Raw genomic sequence first — 23290 nt, 5'->3', positions numbered from 1 at the left:
GTTCGGTATGGGGGTGGGCCGGCCCGAAGAGGTGGACCAGCCGGCCGGTGGCGCGCCCGACGAGCAGACCGACCAGCCCCAGGAAGAGGGCCGTGGGGATCGACCAGAGCGTCGGGGTGAGGGTCAGCGCCAAGGGGGTGGACATGTGGGAAAACTACCCGTCGGAGCGCGCGGAACACAGTGCTTCGGCGAGCCTGTGGACAACTTCGGAGGGGACGGTCGTCGGCCGTACCCGCTCACTCCTCGTCGCGTTGGGCGCGCACCACGGCGCTCAGCTCGACCCCGCCCGGCAGGACGTGTTCCAACTCGGTGGCCAGTCGTTCGGCGACCCGACGCAGCGACTCGTCGTCGCGCTCGTCCAGTTCGAGGCGGATGCCGATGTCGCCCCGATCGGAGGGGTGGATGCGCACGCGTTCGATGCCGAACTCCGAGTGCGTCACCCGGTAGATCAGGGCCAGCACCTGCGGGTCGTCCTTGGGGTCGGGGACGGTGCCCTGTTCGGCGAGCATGGTGAGGAAGCGGCCCTGGATGGTGTGGGGGACCGGGCCGGACACGTCGAGGACCAGCGCGTCGGCGTTCTCCTCAAGGGTGGCCTGGCAGGCGTCCTGGGCGGTGAACGGAACCGGTCGGGCGTCGGGGCGCCAGCGTCGGACGGCGTCCACGGAGGTGAAGGCGAGCACACCCCGACGACCGTCCTTGCCGGTCATGATGGGGATGGCGACCTCGCTGTTCTTGTCCTTGGTGAGGCCTCCCGCGCCCTCTTCGGTCTCGGTGGCCACGGCCACGACGGGGATGAGCACGCGGGAGTCGCTGAGGGCGGCCAGGACCTGACGGTCGCCGATCTTGCCCGCGGCGTGGTCGCGAAGCCGGGTCTCGACTACCGGGTCGGCGCTGCCGTCGTCGTCGCGGAAGTTCTGGGCGCCGGTGATGGTTGGTCTGCTCACGGGCTCCGACTCTACCTGGGGTGCGTGTCCGTCATGGGAACGCTTCTCGGACAGAACGATGTGGCTCTCCCCTCCTCCGGCCGCGGACGGCCGCCGTGCGGGGTCGGCCCCTCGCCAGCCCGCCGGCCCCGCTCCAGCTTCACAGGAGTGGGCGGCGCGGGCCAGTGGTTCGCCGAAGTAGGCCCGAAGTGGCCGTGATGGTGACCGGGTCCCGGGAGCGGATTCCGCGGTGGGATCGTGCGGCCTGGTGGGACGGGGCCGTTCGCGCCCGCGCCGTGGCCCGCACGGGCTCCCTTCCGGCGAGGGAGGACCCTGCCCCGTCGGGCCCGCTATCGGTCCGAGGCTCCATCCGGGGCTCCATCGGGGGCTCCGCCGAGGGCATCGACGATCTCGCGAAGACCGTCGATCTGTTCGGGGGTGAGTCGGTCGAAGACCAGGGAGCGCACGCGGGCGGCGTGCCCGGGCGCGGCCTCCCGCAGGGCGGCGGCGCCCTCTTCGGTGAGCACCGCCCAGAAGCCGCGCCGGTCATCGGAGCAGGGCTCCCGGCGCACGTATCCGTCGCGTTCCAGGCGGGCGATCTGATGGGACAGTCGGCTCTTGGAGACGATGACGGTGTCGGCGAGGTTACGCATGCGCATGCGCCGGTCAGGCATCTCCGACAGGTGGGCGAGGATTCCGTATTCGGTGAGCGTGAGTCCGTCGCGGTCGCGCAGGTCACGTTCGAGCTCGTCGTAGAGCGAGGAGTTCATCCGCAGGAAACCGCGCCAGACCCGCTGTTCTCCGGCATCGAGCCAGGTCTTGTCCATGATTCGGATTCTATCGGGAGGGGGCTTGCCATCCCGCGCCCGATCTCCTAGACTCCTTCCAAGGAAGATACTTCTAAGGCACTTTGTTCTCAAGCAAAGTTCTTACCGCAACATCGACCCCGACCCGGGTCGTCCGCAGACAGGGAGAGACACCATGGCCGCTCAGGAACTCAAGCCCGGCACCTGGAACATCGACACCGCCCACAGCATCGTCGGCTTCTCGGTCCGTCACATGATGGTCAGCAAGGTCCGGGGGCGCTTCGAGAAGTTCGACGCCACGCTGACCGTGCCGGAGGACCCCACGAAGGCGTCGGTCGAGGCCACCATCGACTCGGCCTCGATCAACACCGACAACACCGACCGTGACGCCCACATCCGTTCGGCCGACTTCTTCAGCGTCGAGGAGAACCCGAACTTCACGTTCCGCTCCACCGGCATCGAGGCCAAGGGCGAGGACTTCGTCCTCAAGGGCGAGCTCACCATCAAGAGCAACACCCACCCGATCGAGCTGGACCTGGAGTTCAACGGTTCCACCCTCGACCCCTACGGTCTGGACCGTGCGGGCTTCTCCGCCTCCACCACCATCAGCCGCAAGAAGTTCGGCGTGGACATCGAGATGCCGATGGAGAGCGGCGGCGTGGTCGTCGGCGACAAGATCACCATCGAGATCGACGCCGAGTTCACCCGCCAGGCCTGATCGACGACCTCGGGTCACGGTGTCCGAGCGCGACCGCACAAAAGAGCGACCGTCGCCCCGGGTTTGACGACACTACGTCATCAACCTGAGGGGCCTCGGATATCGTCGACGGGGGAGGGCCTCATCCGGCCCTCCCCCGTCTTCTTCGTGTGTCCACCGTCGACAGGAGCCCCGACCGTGCCGTCCAACCCCTTCTCCCCCGAGGTCGTCACCGCCGTCACCGGCCATATGAACGGCGATCACCCCGAGGACACCCTCATCATCTGCCGTGGCCTGGGTGGAGAACCCGAGGCCACCGCGGCCCGCATGACCGATCTGGACGCCGAGGGCGGCGACTATGTGATCACCGTGGACGGGGCCGAGCGCACGGTACGGGTCCCTTGGGGCGAGCCGCTCACCGAGCGCGCACAGATCCGCAAAGAGGTCGTACGCATGTACCGGGAGTCCTGCCTGAAGCTCGGCCTCTCCCCTCGCGGCGAGCACTGACCCGACCGCTCCGACCCTGCCGACAGTGAATTCGAGGACCGGATCCGGAACCGGAACGGTCCCGACCGAGTCCTATCGATGAACGGGGGAAGGGGTCTGCGCGCCCCGCCGGCCAGGGGTGCGAGAACCCCTCCGATCGGGCACGCGTACGACCTAGGGCGTGTTCCGTGGATGCTGCCCGTCGCGAGCGGCGCATCCAGTGGTGCCGGCACAAGGCCGAAGAAGGAGTCAGCCCGGGTTTGGCTGTCGACTGATGAGAACGCCGTGCCGGTGCCACTGGGGCGCCGCGCAGCAGGGTATGTATTCGCGGAACACGACCTAGTCTGGAAGGGACGTTCCCTCCCCCGGACGCCCGTACAGCAACGCCGCTCGAAGGATGGATCCGGCCTCGATGGTCACGCCCGACCCCGGTGACGACAACGCACCGACCCAACGGATCGACCCCGTCTCCCCCACCACTCGCGTCAACCCGGCGGTGGGGGCCACGCGCTGGGTGACACGTGTGTTCCGGCCGGGAGCGACCGGACCACCGGCCGCGGAACCCGACGAGGGCCCCACCCGCGTGATACCGCCGGGCGGGGCCGATCGCACCCGCGTCGTCCCCCCGGCCGGCGCCGACCCCACACGGGTCGTGTCGCCCGAGGCCGCGGGCCACGCCCCCGCCGGGGCCGACGCCACCCGTGTCCGACGTCCCGACTCCGGTGGCTCCGGGCGTACCCCTTGGTGGCGCGTGCTCTTCGGCCCCCTACTCGACTGGGTGGCCCGCCTGGCCTCCCGCGTGGTCATCGGCCCCGCGGGCGACCTCGACTACGCCGTACCCGCCGAGCTGCGCCGCCGCTACCAGGTCCTGGACCGGCTCGGCGCCGGCGGTGAGGCCGTCGTCTACCTGGTCGAACCCACCGACTCACCGGGGCGACGACTCGCCCTGAAGGTGTACCGACCCGGCCACGACATCAACCGCGAACTCCTGGACCGATTGCGCGCACGCGGGACCGCGTCCCCCCACACACCCGCCATCCAGGGGTACGGCACCGCCACCAGCTCCTGGGGCGAGGACCTGGCATGGGAGGCCCAGGAGTACTTCGCCCACGGCACCCTGCGCGAGGTCATCGACGAAGCCCCCCTGGACGACGAACGCGCCGAGGCCGTGGTGCGTGCGGTCGCCGACTGCCTGCACCACTGGCAGGCCGAACTCCAGCACAACCACACCGACGTCAAGCCGGAGAACCTGCTGATGCGCACCCTGGACCCGCCGGTGGTCGCGCTCACCGACTTCGGCGGCGCCGTGCGCGCCACCATGAGCCGTGTCTACGGCGGACAGGCCATCACCGAGGACTACGCCGCCCCCGAGGTCATCGAGGGCCGACGCGAGGCGCCCGCCGCCTGGTGGTCGCTGGGTGTGATGGTGCACGAGCTGGTCGCCGGCCGCCGCCCCGAGCGCGGCGGAAACTGGCTGACCGCTCGCAACACCGAGGTCGACATCTCCGCGATCACCGACGAACGCTGGCGACTGTTGGCCCGGGGACTGCTCGCCCTCGCGCCTTCGGCACGCTGGGGTCAGGAGGAGGTCGCCGCGTGGCTCGCCGGTGAACGCCCCCGGATTCGCACGGTCCGCCGGCTGCGCCCCATCGTGTTCGCCGGGACCACCCACGAGGACCCGCCGAGCCTGGCCTTCGACCTGTTGGATCGCTCCGACACCGGCGCGCTGTGGCTGCGCAGCCACTGGTCGGAACTGCGCACCTGGCTGGACCGCGAGGTCAACGACTACACCTTCGACCGCTCCTACCTCACCGGTCTGAACGAGCGTCCCGACCTGGCGCACGTGGCCATCAGCGCCCTGGCGGCCCGCTACGTGCCCGGCATGCCGCCCAGGTTCCGCGGCCACGAGATCAGCGCCGACGGACTGCTGTCCCTGTCCACCGGCGACGCCAGCCGACACTCGGTGGTGCGCGAGACCGTGGAGTCGGGCGTGGTGGCGTTGGGCTCCCAGCACTGGTGTCCGCACCCCACCTGCCGTTCGGGCGGCTCGGGTCGCTGCGCGCTCCTGGAACGCGTGCAGCACGAGGTTCCCCTGCTGATGCGCCGCGTCCAGGAGACCCTCGACGGTCTGGTGGGTTCGGGTCCCGACGCGCCCCGACGCCCCGCCGCGCACGAGATCGACACCACCTGGGCACGCGCCGTCGAGCTGGTGCTGGTCCCGGAGACGGAGTCCCGGAACCGGTCGACGCTGCGCCGCCAGTCCTGGCACCCGCAACAGCGCAGCTCCGCACCCAACGCGCCCTGGTGGGCGGAGCAGCGCCGCGCCGCGCTGCGCGACGGCGGCGATCCCTTGGCCTCCCGTTCGGCCATGCTCACCGCCCTGCTCCTGTTGTCGGAGGGGGACCGGATCGGCTCGGCCATCGCCGAACGCGAGCGCGCCGACGGCCGGACCCGCCGCCAGGACCGGTGGGCCTCTCTGGCCGGTTCGGCACGCGAGAGGTGGGACAGCACCAAGGAGAAGGCGGCCTCTGCCAATCAGCGTCGGGCCGAGGCGGCCACCCGCCCCGACAACACGGTCGTGCCGGGGGACCCCACCCGTTCGCAGGAGGACACCACCCCCAAGGAACAGCGCAGACTTGCGCGTCGGCGGCAACGCGACTCCCGCCGGGTCGAGCGGACCATGGGGCAGATCCAACGGGCCATGCGGGCCGGACGCTGCCGCCGGTTCGCCTACCCCGCGGCCCTGCTCGGGCTCGTCGACGGATTGGGGCGGGCACTGCGCCCGGAGAACGGCTTCTTCCCCGAGAGCACCCTGGTGACGGACGCCTACACCGGGCTGCTGGACTTCAGCACCAACCCGGTGAGCGAGGGGGCCGCCGCCCTGACCGGGCTGCTGCCCGGCGAAATGGGCGCCTCCTGGTGGTTACCCGTCCTGCTGGCCGTGGTCCTGCTGTACCTGGGTCGTACCTCCGCGAAGGAGAAGGTGAAGGCGCGCCGCCGGCTGGCCGCCTTCCGCCTGGCCGCGGTCGGGTCGATCCTGATGCTGGTCGTGCTGATGTCCACCGGCCTGCTCGCCCTCGGATCGGGTGTCCTCATCCCGTTGGACTCCCTCCTCGAATGACCGCGTCTCGGCCGACCCGCGGCTCGGTCGGTCCGGGCCCCTCGCTAAGATCGGCGGGTTCGGCACCGGCCGGACCATTCTGAGGAAGGCGGATAGGTGAGCGAGGTGTTCGAACTGCGCTCGGGTGACTACCGAGCGCGAGTGGACCGGGTCGGTGCGGGTTTGCAAGCCCTCACCTGGCAGGATCACGACCTGGTGTGGCCCTACACCAGGGTGGAGGGCCCCCAGGCCTTCCAGGGCCAGTTGCTGGCCCCCTGGCCCAACCGGCTCGCCGGAGGTCGGTACACCTTCCAGGGCGTCGAGTACGGCCTGGAGGTCGACAACCCGGAGACCGGTTCGGCGATCCACGGCCTGGTACACGACCTGGCCTGGTCCCCGGTCGACGTCCACGAGGACGCGGTGACGCTGCGACTGGCCTTCGAAGGCGTTCCCGGCTACCCCTTTCCGCTGGAGCTGACCGCTCACTACCGGCTCTCCGACGAGGGGCTGACCGTGACCCTGGGCGCCCGCAACGCCGGGGAGGGCGACGCCCCCTACGGTGTGGGCTTCCACCCCTACCTCACCCTGGGTCGGCCCCTGGACGAGTTGTCGGCGCGCGGAGGGCTCACCGTGTCCTCGGACGCGGGCAGCAGCCAACCCACCGATGAGAACCTCATCCCCGCGGGCCCGCCCGTACCCGTGTCGGGCGGCGGGTTCGACCTGCTCCCGCCCGGCCGCGACCTGGGCGACACGGTTCTGGACACCGCCTTCACCGACCTGAGGCGGGACGATCACGGGCGCGCCTGGGTACGGCTCGGCGGACCCGAGCACCGGGTGGCCCTGTGGGCGGGTACCGGCTACGACTGGCTTCAGCTGTTCAGCGCCGACACCCTGGGCGGCGACGCGCACCGAGCCCATCTGGCGGCCGAACCGATGACCTGCCCGCCCGACGCCTTCAACAGCGGTACCGGCCTGCTGGTGCTGTCCCCGGGCCAGAGCGTCGAACACGAATTCGGCATCCTCGCCGAACCCCTGGACGGCTGAGCCGTACCGGGACGTGGACCTACTCGGTCAGGCTCGGTCGAGTACCTCGCTGAGCCTGGCCAGGTCCTCGACGGTGTCGATGTCCTCGGGGCTGGCGACGTCGTCGCACGGTATCGACGTCACCAGGTGCGAATAGGCACGTAGGAAGGGACGGGCGCCCACGTCGCGTTCGGCCATGGAGTAGACCGTGGACCAGTGCTCACGGCCCAACATCACCGGGTTGCGGGGGTTGCCCTTGTAGGTGGCCACCGCCGCGCGCGCACCCTGTTCGAAGGCCTCCACCAGGCGACGCACCGCTTCGGAGGTGACCAGGGGCTGGTCGGCCAGGGCGACCAGGACCGCGTCGACGGTGTCGGGGAGAGCGTCGATGCCGGCCCGCACCGACGAACCCATTCCGGTGGGCCAGTCGGGGTTGTGCACGGTCACGGCGCCGTCGACCGCGGTGTCGGCGGCACCCAGGACCACCGTGACGCAGGCGCAGCCGCCCTCCCCCAGGGTGCGCACCCCGCGATCGACCAGTCGTTCACCGCCCAGTTCGACCAGTGCCTTGGGGCGGCCGAGTCTGCTCCCCGAACCGGCCGCCAACAGCAGTCCCGCGACATTCCCCCTGTGTTCGACCCCTCTGCCCTCCGGTCCCCCAGTAGTCATGACGCGATGATGCCACGCGTCGAAGCCGCGCATGGGCGGCCTTGACGAGCTCGGGGAGGATTTTCACCACCGGCTTCCGCGATCACCGCTCTGAACAGGGCATTCGCCATCCGGCGGATTTCGGTTCACCTTTGGGAGTGACCGAATCCGGCCGGAATCAGCGGCGCCACGGGGGTGTCCTGGTGGATACGTCCGGTGGTCTCGCGCAGTGCGCGACCACTGCCGCCCCACCGGCTCTGCACCAGTTCGGCGGCGATCGACACCGCCGTCTCCTCCGGGGTCCGCGCCCCCAGGTCCAGTCCGATCGGAGAGTGCAACCGGTCCAGCGCCCCTTCCGGGACCCCGGCCTCGCGCAGCCGATCCAGTCGGTCCTCATGGGTGCGGCGCGACCCCATCGCACCGATGTATCCGGCCTCGGTGCTCAGCGCCCGTTTGAGCACCGGCACGTCGAACTTGGGGTCGTGGGTCAGGACACAGATCGCCGTGCGCTGGTCGATCTCTTCGGCGATCTCGTCCAGGAACACGTGCGGCCACTTGACCACCACCTCCTCGGCGGTGGGGAAACGCTTGGTGGTGGCGAAGACCGGCCGCGCGTCGCACACCGTCACCCGGTAACCCAGGTAGGTGCCCAGGTCGGCCACGGCCGCGGCGAAGTCGATCGCACCGAACACCAGCATCCGCGGGGCCGGGGCGAACGACTGGACGAACACCTCCAATTCGTCACCGCGCCGCTGCCCGTCCGCGCCATAGTGCAACAGCCCGGTGCTGCCCTGGGCGAGCATGCCCCGCACGTCGTCGTCCAGGGCGTCGGCCAGGCGTTCCCCGCCCGGCCCCAGGTCGCCTTCGGCGCTGTCGGGCCACACCACCCGGCGTCGACCCACCCTCTCGGTGCCGGAGGGGTCGGACACGATGGTGGCCACCGCCACCGGCCGGTGTTCGTCGATGGCGCTCAGCACCGCGCCCAGCTGCGGGTAGGTGTCCCGACTGATCGACTCCACGAACATGTGCAGGGTCCCGCCACAGGTCAGCCCCACGCTGAAGGCGTCGTCGTCGCTCACCCCGTAGGTGCGGCGCACCGGGGTCCCGGACCCGATGGTCTCCAGGGACTCCTCGTAGACGGCGCCCTCCACACAACCACCGGACACGGAGCCGGTCACCTCACCGGAGGCGCTCACCAGCATGGCCGCCCCGGCGTCCCGGGGCGCGCTCTTGTAGGTGTCGATCACCGTGGCCACCGCGAACGTCTCCCCCGAGGCGTACAGATCGGACACGGTCGCTCGAATATCACGCACACGGCACCTCTTCCAGGCTCCCTCACGGCGGGTCGATCCCGAGATCCGCCGGACTCGGTACCAACCTATGTGCCCTACGCAACACGAAAGAGCCCCCGTTCCTCCAGGAAACGAGGGCTCGATTCGGTTGCTTCTACGAAGAGAGCCGGTCACGGTGGCCCGTGACCCGCGAAAGAGAACCTAGGCGGGGCGCTCGGGTTCGGTGGCCTCGCCCCGGTCCAGCATCGAACGGAACTCCTCCAGGCTGCGCCGGGACAGGTCACCGTCGGTGCTCTGGATCCCCATCACCGGCAGCGAAGTGCCGTCCGACAGGTCCACGCACGGCCAGGGCTCCCCCACCGGCATCCGGATGTCCAGCACCTCCGGCCACGCCAGGTAGTGGGTGCGGATCCCGTTGATGACGATCACGTTCTTCTCGGTGGCGATCAACCGCGGACGGCCCAGCATGTGCAGCCCACCGGCGAAGGCCAACCCCATCCCCACGATCAGGACCCGATCCAGCATGCGCCAGTCGCTGGGCAGGACGATCGCGAGCACCAGCATGGTGCCCACGATCAGTACGCCCATCCCGTAGGCGACCCAGCGCACCGCCCGGGGACGCCAGGTCCTCGGCAGCTCGGGCCGCTTCGACGCCTCGTCCACAGGTTGTTCCTTCGTCCGCACCGGCTGCTCCATCCGTGTCCACACGGTCCTCTGGGATAAGACTGCGGCGCGCGCCGACGAGGAGGGTGTGGGTCAGCGGCGCAGCCCCCGCAGGGCCACCGCCGTGTCCAGGGCGGCCAGCGCAGCCTCGGCGCCCTTGTTCTCCACGCTTCCCGGCAGGCCGGCGCGGTCACGCGCCTGTTCCAGGGTGTCACATGTGAGCACACCGTTGCCCACGGGGGTGGATTCGCGCAGGGCCACCTCGGTCAGGCCGTGGGTGACCGATCGGCACACGTAGTCGAAGTGCGGGGTGCCGCCACGGATGACGGCGCCCAGCGCGATCACCGCGTCGTGCTTTCGGGCCAGCTCCTGGGCCACCACGGGGATCTCCACCGCTCCGGCCACGTGGATCACCACCGGCTCACCGGCGCCGGACTCCTTGACGACCTCCAGGGCGTTGGCGAGCATCGGCTCGATGATCGGAGCGTTCCACCTGGTGGCGACGATGCCCACCGAGAGCCCCCGGGCCTCGACCCGCTCCTGTTCCGGGCGTCCTGTACCGCTCATGACCGGCCTTTCCACGTGATGACGAACATGTTGTGGGCCCGCCCATGGCGGGCCCGGACGACGGTCGGGGCCGACTAGCGGGCGACGCCCGCCAGGTCGTGACCCATCCGGTCCCGCTTGGTCAGCAGATAGGCGATGTTGTCGTCGGTGGCGAACGTGGGCATGGCCACGCGCTCGCTCACCTTCACCCCGTACCGTTCCAGTGCCTCGGCCTTGACCGGGTTGTTGGTCAGCAACCGCACCGAGGACACCCCGAGGTCGGTGAGGATCTGAGCGCCGGCGCCGAACTCTCGCGCGTCGGCGGGCAGCCCCAGCCGCAGGTTCGCGTCGACGGTGTCCACGCCCTGGTCCTGGAGGCTGTAGGCGCGCAGCTTGTGCAGCAGTCCGATCCCACGCCCCTCGTGTCCGCCCAGGTAGACCACCACACCGCGGCCGGCCTCGGCGATGTCGGCCATCGCGGCGTCCAGCTGGGCGCCGCAGTCGCAGCGTTGCGAACCGAACGCGTCCCCGGTCAGGCACTCGGAGTGCAGGCGGGCCAGGACGTCGACGCCGTCGGTCAGGTCACCGTGCACCAGGGCGACGTGCTCGGCGCCGTCGGTGGTTCCCTTGAACCCGACCGCCTTCCACTCGCCGTGCCGGTTGGGCATGCGGGTCTCCACCTGGCGTGTGACCAGTGCGGGGGCGGCCTGTTCGGCGGTGAGGGCCTCGCCCAGGGCCGTACGGTGGGCGGCCAACTGTTCCACCGAGACCAGCTTCAGCCCGTGCTCGTCGGCGAACCGACGCAGCCGTGGCAGGCGGGCCATCGTGCCGTCGTCGTTGACCACCTCCGCCAGGACACCGGCCGGACGCAGGCCGGCCAGACGGGCGAAGTCGACGGAGGCCTCGGTGTGTCCCCGGCGGGCCAGGACACCGCCCGGACGGGCGCGCAGCGGCAGGATGTGGCCGGGACGCACGAAGTCGGTGGGGGTGCTCTCGGCGGCGGCCAGCAGTCGGACGGTACGCGCACGGTCCGCGGCGGAGATCCCGGTGGTCACACCTTCGCGGGCGTCGACGGTGACCGTGTAGGCGGTGCGCAGGCTCTCCTCGTTGCGCGCGGTCATCAGCGGCAGGTCGAGGCGGTCCAGCTCCTCGCCCTCCATGGGCACGCACACCACGCCGGAGGTGTACCGGATCATGAAGGCCAGGAGTTCGGGGGTGGCGAGTTCGGCGGCGAAGATGATGTCGCCCTCGTTCTCCCTGTCCTCGTCGTCCACGACCACGATGGCGTGGCCGGCGGCGAACTCGGCGATGGCGTCCTCGATCGGGTCGAGGCCCACGGCCGGCGCGGTGTCGTCGGGCTCGGCGGACGGGGTGGTGTCGGTGACGGTCATTCCCGCTCCCTGAAGGTACGTCGATGGTGGGTGGTGGGGCTTTAGGGCGATCAGGTGCGGGCGCGTGCGACGGCGGTGATGCGCTCCACGTACTTGGCGATGACGTCGACCTCGATGTTGACGACGGCGCCGACGGCAGAGCCGCCCAGCGTGGTGGCCTCCAGGGTGGCGGGGATGAGGCTGACCTCGAAGAACTCCTCGGCGGCTCCGGGCTCGCTGACCGCGGAGACGGTGAGGCTGGTGCCGTCCACGGTGATGGAGCCCTTCTCCACCACGTACGGGGACAGGTCAGGGGCCAGGGCGAAGCGGAGCACGTCCCACTTGTCGCCCGGGCTGCGGGCGAGCAGGGCCGCGGTGCCGTCCACGTGCCCTTGGACGATGTGTCCGCCCAGGCGGCCGTCGCTGCGCGTGGCGCGCTCCAGGTTGACGGGGGATCCGGGGACGAGCGCGCCCAGGCCGGACCGGTCCAGCGACTCCTTCATGACGTCGGCGGTGAAGGTGCCCTCACCGAGTTCGACGACGGTCAGGCACACGCCGTTGACCGCGATGGAGTCGCCGAGCCCGGCGTCGGAGCTCGCCAGGGGTCCGCGCACGGTGAGCAGTACTGCCTCGCCGGAGGTTCCGGCGGGTTCGACGGAGATGACCTCGCCGAGTTCTTCCACGATTCCGGTGAACACGCCCTACGTCCCTTCGCCTGCGTCAGGCTCCGGGGAAAAGGGTGTGGAAACGGGTCCACGACGAGACCGGGTTCGAGCGGGTACACCGATGGTCGGCGACGCTCGAAACCGTCCCAACGCGCACTGCCTCCCATCCGGACTTTAACCGTCGGTACCGGAATCACACCGGTTCAACCGGTCGATGGATTCGACCGGGTCGCGGACTATCACCGCCGGTTCGGACTTTCACCGACCCCGGAGCACGCGTTAGATAACTACAGCGATCCCGATCCTAACCCCTGGCCGCTCGGGACGCCTAGCCGCTGTGAGAGGTGTCACCCGTGGTCGGTGCGGTCGGCCTCTTGCGCTTTGGTGGCGAGACCGCTGGTGATGAACATCCGCGGCGCTCCGTAAGTGGCCCAGAACGCGAGGGCGGCGTACACCGCGAAGGAGAGCAGGGCGCCGGGCAGCCCGGTCAGGTCGCCGAAGAACATCTCGTCCAGGACCACGATGAGCACGACCACGGAGATACCGAGCGCGAAACGCGACACCCGGGCGGTGACGGTGCCCTCGGCGCTGTACCAACCCCGTCGGTAGAGCAGGGTGAGGCCGAACACGACGCCGAGTAGACCTCCGGAGGCCGTGTACAGACCGGCCAGGGAGTGCCCGGGCGGGTCCGCGGGGGTGGCGCCGATCCACTCTGCGGCCGGGAGGACCCAGTCGCCGCGCACCCCGAACTGCCAGGCCATGGCCAGCACGCACGGCACCAGGGTGATCAGCAGCAGGTAGGAGACCCAGCGCACAGCGTCCAGCGTGTGCCACCAGGCGAGCACCCGGTCCTCATAGCGCAGCATCAGCCACAGGATGAGGGCGCCCACGGACAGCCCCACCAGCACGTCGCTGAAGAAGTGCGCGCCCAGGTAGATACGGGAGAGCGCCACCAGCAGGACGATGACCCCCGCCGCCCACAACAGGGCTCGGCGGCCCGACCGGATCCCCAGGTAACCCCAGGCGACCATGGCCGCCTGGCTGTGCCCGGACGGCATGCCGAAGCTCCCGTGGTGGCTGTAACCGGTGACCTGGGCGTCGAACCAGTAGGGACGGGGCGTGTAGGACACCGACTTGAGCAGGCCGTTGACGGCGCCGGAGGCGATGACCGCGACGAGCAGTCGGGCGCCCAGGCCCGCGCTCACGGACCAGAAGACGGCGGCCATCAGCACGATGATGACGCCTTGGGAGCCCAGGTGGGTGACGAGCCCGAAGGGGTAGGAGAGCCAGTCACCGGCCCCCTGCAACCAGCGGATGGCGGAGCTCTCCGCCTCCCAGAGGGTGTTCATGGCCAGAGGTTGGGCGTGCACGCGTACTCCACGGGTCCGCGCCTGGCAACGCGCTCACGCCGCGCCGCTCCCCCGGGCACGTACGGCCGTGCAGGGGAAGACGGAGCCGCGACCAAGCGAAAGTTCTACGACTACCGCCGGAAGCATAGGCGCCGTCGGGGCTCCGTGGCCAGACCCACACTCCGGGCGAACCGGGATCGTTGTGTGGAAATGGGGCGGGGCGCGGCCGCACCGGGGTGGTGGGTGCGGGCGGCCGCGCCCCTTCGGAGATGGTCTTTTCGGTTCTAGTCCCGACCGCCGGCCTTACGGGCCTGGGCCCTCAGGGACTCGACGGCGCCGGCGGGGTCCTGTGCCCCGTAGACGGCCGATCCGGCGACGAAGACGTCGGCTCCGGCCTCGGCGGCGCGTTCGATCGTCTCGTCGGAGACCCCTCCGTCGACCTGTAGCCAGACGGAGGATTCCCTGTCGTCCAGGATCTCACGAGCTCGGCGGATCTTGGGTAGAACCAGGTCAAGGAACTTCTGTCCGCCGAATCCGGGTTCGACGGTCATCAGCAACAGCATATCCATCTCACCGATGAGGTCGACGTAGGGGTCGACCGGCTCGGCGGGATTGAGGGCCAGCCCGGCGCGGGCGCCCCGCTTGCGGATCTCCCGCAGGGTGCGTACCGGCGCACCGGCGGCCTTGGCGTGGATGGTGACGCTGCCGGCGCCGGCCTCGGCGTAGGCGGGCGCCCAGCGGTCGGGGTCCTCGATCATCAGGTGGCAGTCCAGCGGGGTGGGGGTCGCCTTGCTCAGGGACTCCACGATGGGCAGACCCAGCGTCAGGTTGGGGACGAAGTGCCCGTCCATGACGTCGATGTGCAGCCAGTCGGCGGTCGGCACGGCGGCGGCCTCGTCGGCCAGGTGCGCGAAGTCCGCGTTCAGGATGCTGGGTGAGATCTGAATTGCCACGTCAGCAGTGTATCGGCCTTGTCCGGTGGTCGGTCCCGGAGACCGGAACCGACCTACATAGCCGAACTGGCACCTTTACGAAGTAGATCCGGATATGTCCGCTTCGCCCGATGCTGGAGGCACCGGGCCGGAACAGCGGCCTTACCGGGACTTGCGACGGAATAGGGCCAGGAAGATGGCGTCGGTTCCGTGCACGTGCGGCCAGAACTGCGCGTAGCTTCCCTCCGGGCCGGCGGCCAGGTCGGGAACCTCGTCCAGGTAGTCGGGGGCGCGCAACAGCTCCAGGTCGTCCCGCTCGGCCAACACGCCCTGGACGATCGTGTCGGTCTCGTCCAGATGCGGGGAGCACGTCACGTACGCCACCACACCACCCGGGCGTACGGCCTCCACGGCGCTGATGAGCAGTGCGCGCTGGAGCGGGGCCAACTCGGTGATGTTCTCGGGCCCCCGACGCCAACGCGACTCGGGACGACGCCGTAGGGCGCCCAGACCGGTGCAGGGAACGTCCGCCAGGACCCGGTCGAAGGCCCCGGGCCTCCAGGCCGGCCGGGTGCCGTCGGCGGCGATCACACGACCGGCGTCGCGTGGGGCGCGGCGCACCGCGTCGGCCACCAGCCCGGCGCGGACCGGCTGGAGCTCGGAGGCGACCAGGCGGGCGTCCCGCTGCCCCGCCAGGGAGGCGAGCAGGCCCGCCTTGCCACCGGGGCCGGCGCACAGGTCCAGCCAACGGGCGTCGGTCCCGTGGGCGTCGACCCGGGACAGCGCCAGCGCCACCAGCTGGCTGGCCTCGTCCTGGACGGCGGCCCGGTTCTGGCGCACCTCCCGGATGGCGCCCGGGTCGCCCTCGGGCAGGTAGGCGGCGAAGGGCGAGTAGCGGCCCGGTTCGGCGCCGGACTCCTCCAGATCGGCGACCTTGGAACGGCCCGGCTTGGCGACCAAGGTCACCTTGGGGCGTTCGTTGTGCGCTTCGAGCAGTTCCTCGGTACGGGGCAGACCGGCGTCCTTGGCCCGCTCCCCCAGGGCCCGGGCCAGCTCCTTGACCACCCAACGCGGATGGCTGTGCACCACCGACAGGTAGCCGCTCGGGTCACGGTCCCGCTCGGGGGCCACGATCGGAAGCCAGGCGTCCAGGTCGCGGGCGCTCACCTTGCGCAGGATCGCGTTGACGAAACGGGAACGGTGATGGCCGACCACCTTGCGGGCCAGCTCCACCGACTCCCCCACCGCCGCGTGCGGCGGGATGTTGGTGGACAACAGCTGGTGGGAACCCATGCGCAGCAGCGGCAGCACCTCACCGTCCACCGAGGACAGCGTGCGGTCCACACAGGTCTGCAGGATGGCGTCGTAGGTGCCCTGCCGGCGCAGGGTGCCGTAGGTGAGCTCGGTGGCCAACGCGGCGTCGCGTCCGTGGATGCCGCGCTCGTTCAGCAGGGCCGGCAGCAGCAGGTTCGCGTAGGCGTCGCGCTGCTCGACCGCGCGCAGCACGTCGTAGGCGACCCTTCGGGAGGGGTCGCGCGGCTGTGGTGGTCCGGACCGCTGACCGCCCTGGCGGGGCTTTCCGCCCCGACTGGGACGACGGTTCTGGGAACGGGACTGCTCGCTCAACGTGTGCTCTGCCTCAACAAGCCGGGGACGGGTGTCGGCGCGCGCTCAGCCGCACCCGCCGGCATCGAGACTACGACAGGTCAGCGGCCCATCCGGTCGTCTTCGGTGGGACGCACGCCACGGGCCCAGTCCACGGCGGCCATGGCCTTCTTGCCCTGAGGCTGGACCTCACCCAGTTCGACCGGGTGGGTACTGGTACCCGCCAGGACCCGCTTCTTGTCGACGTACAGGTGGCCGGGTTCCAGGTCGGGGCGGTCGGCGTCGGTGACGGGACGGACCGGACCCAGCTTCAGACGGGTGCCGCGGAAGGTGGTCCAGGCACCGGGGGCCGGGGTGCAGGCGCGCGCGACGCGGTCCACGCGCAGAGCGGTCCAGGTGAAGTCGAGTTCGGCGTCCAGGGTGGTGAGCTTGCCGGCGTAGGAGACGTCGGCCTCGGGCTGCGGGACGGGGCCGAGTTCCCCGGAGGCGATGCCGTCGATGGTGCGCGCCAACAACCCGGACCCGGACTCGGCGAGGCGGGCGAGGAGTTCACCGCTGGTGTCGGTGGGGCGCACGGTCTCGGCGACGGTGCCGAAGACCGGCCCGGCGTCGAGTTCCTTGACGATGCGGAACGTGGAGGCTCCGGTGACGTCGTCGCCGTGCAGGAGAGCGTGCTGGACGGGGGCCGCGCCGCGCCAGGCCGGCAGCAGGGAGAAGTGCAGGTTCACCCAGCCGTGCTCGGGGATGTCCAGGGCGGACTGGGGCAACAGGGCACCGTAGGCGACCACCGGGCAGCAGTCGGGGGCGATCTCGGCCAGCCGGGCCAGGAAGTCGGGGTCACCGGCCTTGGCGGGCTTGAGGACCTCGATACCCTCGCTCTCGGCGAGCTCGGCGACCGGACTGGCCGACACCTTGCGCCCGCGCCCGGCACGGGCGTCGGGCCGGGTGATCACGGCGACGACCTCGTGTTCGGAGTCGATCAGGGCCCGAAGTGAGGGCACCGCCACCTCGGGTGTACCGGCAAAGACCAGCTTCATGTTCGACCATTCCCCCTCGACTGCGACTACGCGTCCCTGTTCTATCGCACTCCCCACCGGGAACGCGCCTGTCCCGGGGCTTGCGGAGTCCCGGCGTTGTCGTGGGCATCTGATAGACCAAAGGCGATGACTGTGCAGCCCGACCAGCCCGAAGCGGCCCTCTTCGACCTGCCTGCGGAGGAGCCGAAGGAAACGGCGAAGGCGAAGGCCGCCTCCGCGAAGAGCCGTCGGCCGGCCAAGCGCAGGCCCGCCGACCGTCTCCCGATCGCGCGTGTCGTCGTGGACACCCCGCTGCCGCACCTGGACCGCTACTTCGACTACCGAGTGCCCGCCGACATGGACGAGACGGCCGTGCCCGGCTGCCGGGTGAAGGTGCGTTTCAACGGCCGATTGCTCGCCGGTTTCCTGGCGGAGCGGGTGGAGAGCTCGGAGTTCGCCGGACGGTTGGCCTACCTGGAGACGGTGGTCTCCCCCGAACCGGTGCTCACATCGGAGATCCTCGGGCTGTCCCGGGCCGTGGCCGACCGGTACGCGGGCACCCTGAGCGACGTGCTGCGGTTGGCGGTGCCGCCCCGGCACGCACGGGTGGAGAAGGAGGCCGATCGGCTCGCACGGGAACGGGAGGAGGACCTTCAGGGGGCCGAGGAACCCCGGTCCGACGACGCCGACGTCGCGGCGGCCCCGGGCGATGCCTCCGCCGTGCAGGAGACCGTGGAGGCCGCGGTCCTGGAGGTCGACCCCGGCCCTTGGGACGCCTACACGGAGGGCCCCGCCTACATCCGGGCGCTGCGCGAGGGAGGCCCGGCCCGTGCGATCTGGAACGCCCTGCCCGGCACCGACTGGACCGATGCGATCGCGGTGGCCGCCGAAGCCGCCCTGACCGCCGAACGCGGCAGTGTGATCGTGCTCCCGGACGGCCGTGACGTGGCCCGGGTGGACGCCGCGCTCATCCGCCGGCTGGGCGAAGGACGGCACGTGGCGCTCACCGCCGACCTGGGGCCGGCCGAGCGGTACCGGCGCTGGCTGTCGGTTCTGCGCGGCGGGGTCCGCGTAGTGGTGGGGACCCGCGCGGCCGTCTTCGCCCCCGTGCGCGAGCTGGGTCTGGTGGTGCTGTGGGACGACGGCGACGACGTGCACGTGGATCCGCACGCGCCCTACCCGCACGCACGCACGGTCCTGGCGATGCGCGCCCACCGCGCGGGGGCCGGAGCGCTCATCGGCGGGCACACCCGCACCACCGACTCCCAACTGCTCCTGGAGTCGGGGTGGGCTCACCCGTTGGCCGCCGACCGCGCGACGTTGCGCCGACGCGCCCCGGTGGTGCGGCCGGCCGGGGATGATCGTGAGCTGGCCCGGGACCAGGCGGCGCGTTCGGCGCGGATGCCGAGCGTGGCGCTGCGTTCGGCCCGGGAGGCCGCCCGAGTGGGACCGGTGCTCTTCCAGGTGCCCCGCCGGGGTTACCTCAACAACCTGGCGTGCGCGGGCTGTCGCGCACCGGCACGCTGTGACGCCTGCCATGGTCCGCTCGCGGTGCGCGGGTCGCACGCCCTGCCCTCATGCGGTTGGTGCGGCCGGGTCGCGGGACAGTGGGCCTGCCCCGAGTGTCGGGCGACCCGTATGCGCGCGGTGGTGGTGGGCGCCCGACGTACCGCCGAGGAGCTGGGACGGGCCTTCCCCGCGCTGACCGTGCGCACTTCCGGGCGCGAGGACGTGCTGACGGAGGTTTCGAGCAAGCCGGCCCTGGTGGTGGCCACCCCGGGGGCCGAACCCGTGGCCGAGGGCGGGTACACGGCGGCGGTGTTGCTGGACGGGTGGGCGCTGCTCAACCGGGCCGACCTGCGGGCGTCGGAGGAGACGCTGCGCCGGTGGCTGAACGCCGCCGCGCTGGTGCGCCCCGGCGGCACCGTGGTGGTGTCCGCGGACGCCGTGCTGCCGCTGGTGCAGTCACTGGTGCGCTGGGACCCGGGCGGCTTCGCCGAACGCGAGTTGGCCGACCGCCGCGAGTTGGGTTTCCCGCCCGCGGTGTCGATGGCCTCCATCACCGGCGGCCCCGAGCACGTGCGCGAACTGCTGGACCAGATCGCCCTGCCCTCGGGCGCGGAGTTGCTGGGGCCGGTACCGGTCGGCTCGGAGACCTCCGATGACGGCGCCCACCTGACCGAACGCGCGCTGCTGCGGGTCCCGCGCAACGGCATCGGTGAGCTGGCACGCGCGTTGAAGGCCGCGGCGGTGGCCCGCAGCGCCCGCCGCGACGAACACCTCGCCCAGGTCCGAGTCGACCCCCTCCGCGTGATCTAGTGCCGCGTCAGCCCAGGTTCGCCCCGTCGCGGCACTAGCGGGCGCGGTAGAGGTCGCGCAGGAGGGACACCTCGGCGCCGTGGTGGATGACCTCCCGGTTCAGGTGCAGGACCAGCACCACCATCGGGAACTCCGACCACGAGGCCGACTCGGCCCCGCCCACGGGTGCGGCCAGGTCGTCGTCGTCGAGTCGGCCCACGTGTTCGGACCAGGTGAGGTAGGCGGTGCGCAGGCGTTGGCGCGCCTCCGCGGCGGTGGAGGGCCAGTCGACGGCGTCCCGGCTCGCGGTGCGGTCGCCGAAGTGCCAGTTGATCCGGGTCTCCAGCACGTCCACGATGATGTGGCCCAGCCGCCAGGCGATCGTGGTGACCGGCGGCGGATCGGGTTCGGGGTAGGCGCCATCGGGAGCGTAGCGGCCGTCCTCGCGCCGACGTACCGTCCAACAGTCCGGTACCGGTTCCCAGTAGAACTCATCGTCGGTGAGTCCCTCCAGACGCGGCCACAACGAGAAGTCCCAGTAGAACTGCATCTGGGCGAGGATCTCGCCGTTCCAGTTCACCGCCATCGGGTCGTTCCCCCTCCTCTTCCGGGTGCGCGTCCCAATCCTGCCAGAACACCGCTGCCCTGGGCCGCGACTTCCTCGTCGGGGTAGGGCCACCAGGTCAGGTCGGCCACCCCGGGCTCCATCGGGAGGAAGGGACCGAAGGCGCGTTCGACGTCGGCTCGGGGCGCCGCGGAGGTGAGGGCGACGTAGCCGCCGCCGCGCATGAGTCGGTGCAGGGTGTCCAGGCCGGTGGGCGGGGAGTCGGCGCCGAAGGTGCGGGTCATCAGTACGGCGAAGGGCTCGTCGAGATCGACGAGCCCGCTGGTGTGGAGTCGGCGCAGAAGCGTCTCGGAACCCGCTCCGTCGCCGGGCAGGACGGCCGAGTCGTCGGGAGAGGCCAGGACCCCCGCGGTCCCTTCCGGGGCGACGTGCACGACGGTGGCGTCGGGGTCGACGCGGCGCACACGTTCGGCGGTTCCGGGGACGGGACAGCCCCAGTCGACGAACTGGCGTATGCCGGCGTCGGCGCACAGGTAGTCGACGACCCGTCCGAGGAAGGCCTGGTGCAGACGGACGTGTTCGGCTCGGGCCGGGTCGTGGGGGGCACGGGTCCGAGCGTCGAGGTCGACCACGCGTGACCCTCGCGCGGGGGCTCGCAGAGGTGCCCTTTGTCGGAACACGGCCGCGAGGGGGCCTGCTTCGGGTCCTCGGACGTCCGTCACGTTCACGCTCCCCCAGCCGGTTCGCTCGTGGGAGGCAGGGGTCCGTGGCCGGTGGACCGATCGGGTCCGCGACGGTGCACCCTGCCGTCAGGGCCAGATAGTACCGCTTGTGAACGTGATACCCGGCACACTCCTGCGTGAAATGCGCCTTACTGCACTGTTTGTCATGACCTGCGTCGCAAGTTTTTGTGAGCCCAACGTCCCGAACGCTCATGCCGGAACACCGAGGGCCGACCTGGAGGTTCCAGGTCGGCCCCGGTCACGGGTTCGGACGTGGTCCCGGGACCCGTGTCAGGGCTTGCGCGCCACCCCGCCGTACTGGTCCAGACCGCGGCGGGCGCCCTCGATGGGCGGTCGCCACAGCGGACAGGGCACCACACCGGGCTCCAGCAGCTCCAGGCCCTCGAAGCGCTCGGCGATGTCCTCGGGGCTGCGCAGCAGGTACGGCACGTCGCCGTGCTTGTTGCCCTCCTCGATGGCCCGGTTGTAGTCCTCGCTGGTGTTGGCGCCGTCGTAGCTGACCAGGTAACTGCCCGAGGGCAGGGCGTCCAGGAGCCGACTCACGATCGGCTGGACCTCGTCGTCGGGGACATGGCCCAGGATCCCCATCAGCATGAGCCCGATCGGGCGGTCGAAGTCCAAGGTGGCGGCGGCCTTCTCCAGGATCGCCTCCGGGTCGCGCAGGTCGGCGTCGACGTAGTCGGTGACCCCCTCGGGCGTGCCGACCAGGAGGGCACGGGCGTGGGTCAACACGAGCGGGTCGTTGTCGACGTAGACCACCCGGGTCTCCGGTGCGATCGCCTGGGCGACCTCGTGCGTGTTGTTGGCGGTGGGCATCCCGGTACCGATGTCGAGGTACTGGCGAATGCCCGCGTCCTGGGTCAGGTGAGTGACCGCGCGGACGAGGAATTCACGGCTGGTGCGGGCCAGGTCCTTGATCTCCGGGAAGGAATCGGCCACCGCGTCTCCTGCCAGACGGTCGACCGGATAATTGTCCTTGCCGCCCATCCAGTAGTTCCAGATCCGGGCCGAGTGGGTCCGGGTGGTATCGATCTTCGACGCCGGGGCGGGAGCGGTCGAGTCGTCGGTCATACGGTCATCCACCTCGATACGCAGGGGGTTCACGAGAGGGAACGAGAATTCGGCGCCCTTGCGCAGAACATCCCTTTCCCGCCGGTTTTTCGGAATTGATCATAGACGACGGGACCACTACGGGGCGTGCGCCACTCAGGGCGCGTCGCGCGGGTCGGAGACGGGGACCAACCGGCCGTCGAGGTCGACGTACTCCTCGCGCGGGCCACGGGCGACCAGGTCCGCCACGGCGCCGACCAGACGGTCGACGTGTTCCTCGGTGGTGCCCACGCCCAGGCTGGCGCGGACCGCCTGCGTGTGCCCCTCGGGCAGCAGGTGTGCGGTGAGCGGATGGGCGCAGAACAGGCCGTCGCGCACCCCGATGCCGTACTCCGCGGACAGGGCCGCGGCCAGCAGGTCGGCGGGCAGCCCGTCCACCACGAACGACAGGATGCCCACCCGCGCGTGCTCGGCCCCCCACAGGGTCAGCTCGTGCACGCCGTCGATCTCGCAGAACCCGGCGCGCAGCCGCTCCAGGAGCGCGGACTCGCGGATGTGCTGAAGGGACAGGGTGTCCTCGGAGAAGGTGTCACAGGCCGCGGCGAGCGCGACGGCGCCCAACACGTTGGGGCTGCCCGCCTCGTGTCGGGCCGGCAGGTCGTTCCAGAGCACCTCGTGGTCGGTGACCTTCCGCGTCGCTCCGCCACCGGACAGGTAGGGCGCGGCCTCGCGCAGCCAGTCGGCGCGGCCGGCCAGCACACCCGAACCGAAGGGCGCGTACAGCTTGTGGCCGGACAGCGCCACGTAGTCGGCACGGGTGTCGGTGAGGCTGAACGGCAGGTGCGGCACGTATTGGGCGGCGTCGACCACCACGCGGGCGTCCTCGGCGTGGGCGGCCTCGACCAATTCCTCGACGGGCCAGATCTCGCCGGTGACGTTGGAGGCCGCGGTCACGCACAGCAGCTTCGGGCCCTCGGGGGCCTCGCGCAGGGCGGCGCGGGCGGACTCGATCGCGGCGTCGGGGGTCGCCGGCAGCGGCAGGCGCACCACCTTCGCGGCGTGGGCGGCCGGGTGCTCCCACGGCAGCAGGCTCGCGTGGTGCTCGGACTCGAACACCACCACGGTGCAGCCGTCCGGGACGCAGCGGGCCAGCAGGTTGAGGGCGTCGGTGGTGCCGCGCACGAACACCACGGCGTCGGTGTCGGGGCGGATGTCCAGGAAACCGGCGACGCTGCGGCGGGCGCGTTCGTAGGCGTCGGTGCTGACCCGGGAATGGTGGCCCGCGCCCCGGTGCACGCTGGCGTAGTACGGCAGGGCCGCGGAGAGCGCGTCGGCGACCTCGGTCAGGCAGGGCGCGCTGGCGGCGTAGTCGAAGTTGGCGTAGTCGACGTACTCGCCGGTGACCAGCGGAACCCCGCCGTCGGCGGTGACGATCGAGCAGCCCGGGGCCGTCTCGACGGGGCGCGGCGTCCGGCGCGCACGTGCGTCCCGGGCGGTCTGGCGGGTACGGGGG

Annotated in this window: 21 protein-coding genes and 1 riboswitch; of the genes, 5 read left to right on the top strand and 16 right to left on the bottom strand. The window is 71.0% G+C overall.

Annotated features, from left to right (window positions below; translation table 11 throughout):
- Positions 1–236: 236 nt before the first annotated feature.
- The gene (locus BQ8420_RS05320) at positions 237–944 is read right to left on the bottom strand and encodes an SseB family protein (RefSeq protein WP_087096682.1); all 708 of its coding nucleotides are present in this window, start codon (positions 942–944) and stop codon (positions 237–239) included.
- A gap of 329 nt (positions 945–1273) precedes the next feature.
- A complete protein-coding gene (locus BQ8420_RS05315) occupies positions 1274–1750 on the bottom strand; it encodes a MarR family winged helix-turn-helix transcriptional regulator (RefSeq protein ID WP_087096681.1) in 477 nt (158 codons plus the stop codon).
- A 154-nt stretch (positions 1751–1904) separates the two neighbouring features.
- On the opposite strand from BQ8420_RS05315, the gene BQ8420_RS05310 reads away from it, so the two are divergent.
- The 4 genes from BQ8420_RS05310 to BQ8420_RS05295 all read left to right on the top strand — a co-directional run bounded on the left by BQ8420_RS05310 (position 1905) and on the right by BQ8420_RS05295 (position 7056).
- Positions 1905–2447 (top strand): YceI family protein, encoded by a 543-nt coding sequence (locus BQ8420_RS05310; RefSeq protein WP_087096680.1) that lies wholly within the window; start codon positions 1905–1907, stop codon positions 2445–2447.
- Positions 2448–2624: 177 nt separating this feature from the next.
- On the top strand, positions 2625–2933 hold the full coding sequence (locus BQ8420_RS05305) for a DUF2470 domain-containing protein (protein ID WP_235005939.1): 309 nt from the start codon (positions 2625–2627) through the stop codon (positions 2931–2933).
- A gap of 391 nt (positions 2934–3324) precedes the next feature.
- The gene (locus tag BQ8420_RS05300; protein WP_200815808.1) at positions 3325–6033 is read left to right on the top strand and encodes a serine/threonine protein kinase; all 2709 of its coding nucleotides are present in this window, start codon (positions 3325–3327) and stop codon (positions 6031–6033) included.
- Positions 6034–6129: 96 nt separating this feature from the next.
- Positions 6130–7056, top strand: coding sequence for an aldose 1-epimerase family protein (locus BQ8420_RS05295; RefSeq protein WP_087096678.1), 927 nt, complete (start codon positions 6130–6132; stop codon positions 7054–7056).
- A gap of 27 nt (positions 7057–7083) precedes the next feature.
- On the opposite strand, the gene BQ8420_RS05290 is transcribed toward BQ8420_RS05295, so the two are convergent.
- From BQ8420_RS05290 to fmt, 10 genes are all read right to left on the bottom strand, one after another.
- Positions 7084–7704, bottom strand: a complete 621-nt coding sequence (locus tag BQ8420_RS05290) for an NTP transferase domain-containing protein (RefSeq protein WP_087096686.1) — start codon at positions 7702–7704, stop codon at positions 7084–7086.
- 125 nt (positions 7705–7829) lie between these two features.
- Positions 7830–8996: an XdhC family protein gene (locus BQ8420_RS05285; RefSeq protein ID WP_087096677.1), complete on the bottom strand. Its 1167-nt coding sequence runs from the start codon at positions 8994–8996 to the stop codon at positions 7830–7832.
- 180 nt (positions 8997–9176) lie between these two features.
- On the bottom strand, positions 9177–9638 hold the full coding sequence (locus BQ8420_RS05280) for a PH domain-containing protein (RefSeq protein WP_087096676.1): 462 nt from the start codon (positions 9636–9638) through the stop codon (positions 9177–9179).
- 93 nt (positions 9639–9731) lie between these two features.
- Positions 9732–10205: a 6,7-dimethyl-8-ribityllumazine synthase gene (gene ribH / locus BQ8420_RS05275; RefSeq protein ID WP_087096675.1), complete on the bottom strand. Its 474-nt coding sequence runs from the start codon at positions 10203–10205 to the stop codon at positions 9732–9734.
- Between the two features lie 74 nt (positions 10206–10279).
- Positions 10280–11575: a bifunctional 3,4-dihydroxy-2-butanone-4-phosphate synthase/GTP cyclohydrolase II gene (locus BQ8420_RS05270; protein ID WP_087096674.1), complete on the bottom strand. Its 1296-nt coding sequence runs from the start codon at positions 11573–11575 to the stop codon at positions 10280–10282.
- 50 nt (positions 11576–11625) lie between these two features.
- A complete protein-coding gene (locus BQ8420_RS05265; protein WP_087096673.1) occupies positions 11626–12252 on the bottom strand; it encodes a riboflavin synthase in 627 nt (208 codons plus the stop codon).
- A gap of 116 nt (positions 12253–12368) precedes the next feature.
- Positions 12369–12499: riboswitch (FMN riboswitch) on the bottom strand.
- A 67-nt stretch (positions 12500–12566) separates the two neighbouring features.
- On the bottom strand, positions 12567–13568 hold the full coding sequence (locus BQ8420_RS05260) for a phosphatase PAP2 family protein (protein ID WP_087096685.1): 1002 nt from the start codon (positions 13566–13568) through the stop codon (positions 12567–12569).
- A 284-nt stretch (positions 13569–13852) separates the two neighbouring features.
- On the bottom strand, positions 13853–14521 hold the full coding sequence (gene rpe / locus BQ8420_RS05255; RefSeq protein ID WP_087096672.1) for a ribulose-phosphate 3-epimerase: 669 nt from the start codon (positions 14519–14521) through the stop codon (positions 13853–13855).
- A 141-nt stretch (positions 14522–14662) separates the two neighbouring features.
- The gene (locus BQ8420_RS05250; protein ID WP_087096671.1) at positions 14663–16126 is read right to left on the bottom strand and encodes an RsmB/NOP family class I SAM-dependent RNA methyltransferase; all 1464 of its coding nucleotides are present in this window, start codon (positions 16124–16126) and stop codon (positions 14663–14665) included.
- A gap of 80 nt (positions 16127–16206) precedes the next feature.
- Positions 16207–17142, bottom strand: a complete 936-nt coding sequence (fmt, locus tag BQ8420_RS05245) for a methionyl-tRNA formyltransferase (RefSeq protein WP_087096670.1) — start codon at positions 17140–17142, stop codon at positions 16207–16209.
- Between the two features lie 126 nt (positions 17143–17268).
- Here fmt and BQ8420_RS05240 point away from each other — a divergent pair, with 126 nt between their 5' ends.
- Positions 17269–19440 (top strand): primosomal protein N', encoded by a 2172-nt coding sequence (locus tag BQ8420_RS05240; protein WP_087096669.1) that lies wholly within the window; start codon positions 17269–17271, stop codon positions 19438–19440.
- Positions 19441–19474: 34 nt separating this feature from the next.
- Here BQ8420_RS05240 and BQ8420_RS05235 read toward each other — a convergent pair whose 3' ends face one another.
- From BQ8420_RS05235 to BQ8420_RS05220, 4 genes are all read right to left on the bottom strand, one after another.
- Positions 19475–20005, bottom strand: coding sequence for a DinB family protein (locus BQ8420_RS05235; RefSeq protein WP_087096668.1), 531 nt, complete (start codon positions 20003–20005; stop codon positions 19475–19477).
- Entirely contained in the window at positions 19996–20706 is a 711-nt protein-coding gene (locus BQ8420_RS05230) for an SAM-dependent methyltransferase (protein ID WP_200815807.1), read from the bottom strand. The genes BQ8420_RS05235 and BQ8420_RS05230 overlap by 10 nt, the downstream gene beginning before the upstream one ends.
- Positions 20707–20997: 291 nt before the next feature.
- The gene (locus BQ8420_RS05225; protein ID WP_087096684.1) at positions 20998–21798 is read right to left on the bottom strand and encodes an SAM-dependent methyltransferase; all 801 of its coding nucleotides are present in this window, start codon (positions 21796–21798) and stop codon (positions 20998–21000) included.
- Positions 21799–21933: 135 nt separating this feature from the next.
- Positions 21934–23211: an aminotransferase class V-fold PLP-dependent enzyme gene (locus tag BQ8420_RS05220; protein ID WP_087096683.1), complete on the bottom strand. Its 1278-nt coding sequence runs from the start codon at positions 23209–23211 to the stop codon at positions 21934–21936.
- Between the last annotated feature and the right edge of the window lie 79 nt (positions 23212–23290).

The sequence above is a fragment of the Nocardiopsis sp. JB363 genome (genome assembly GCF_900143625.1).
GTDB lineage: Bacteria > Actinomycetota > Actinomycetes > Streptosporangiales > Streptosporangiaceae > Nocardiopsis.
This window is presented reverse-complemented; position numbering and strand designations above follow the sequence as displayed.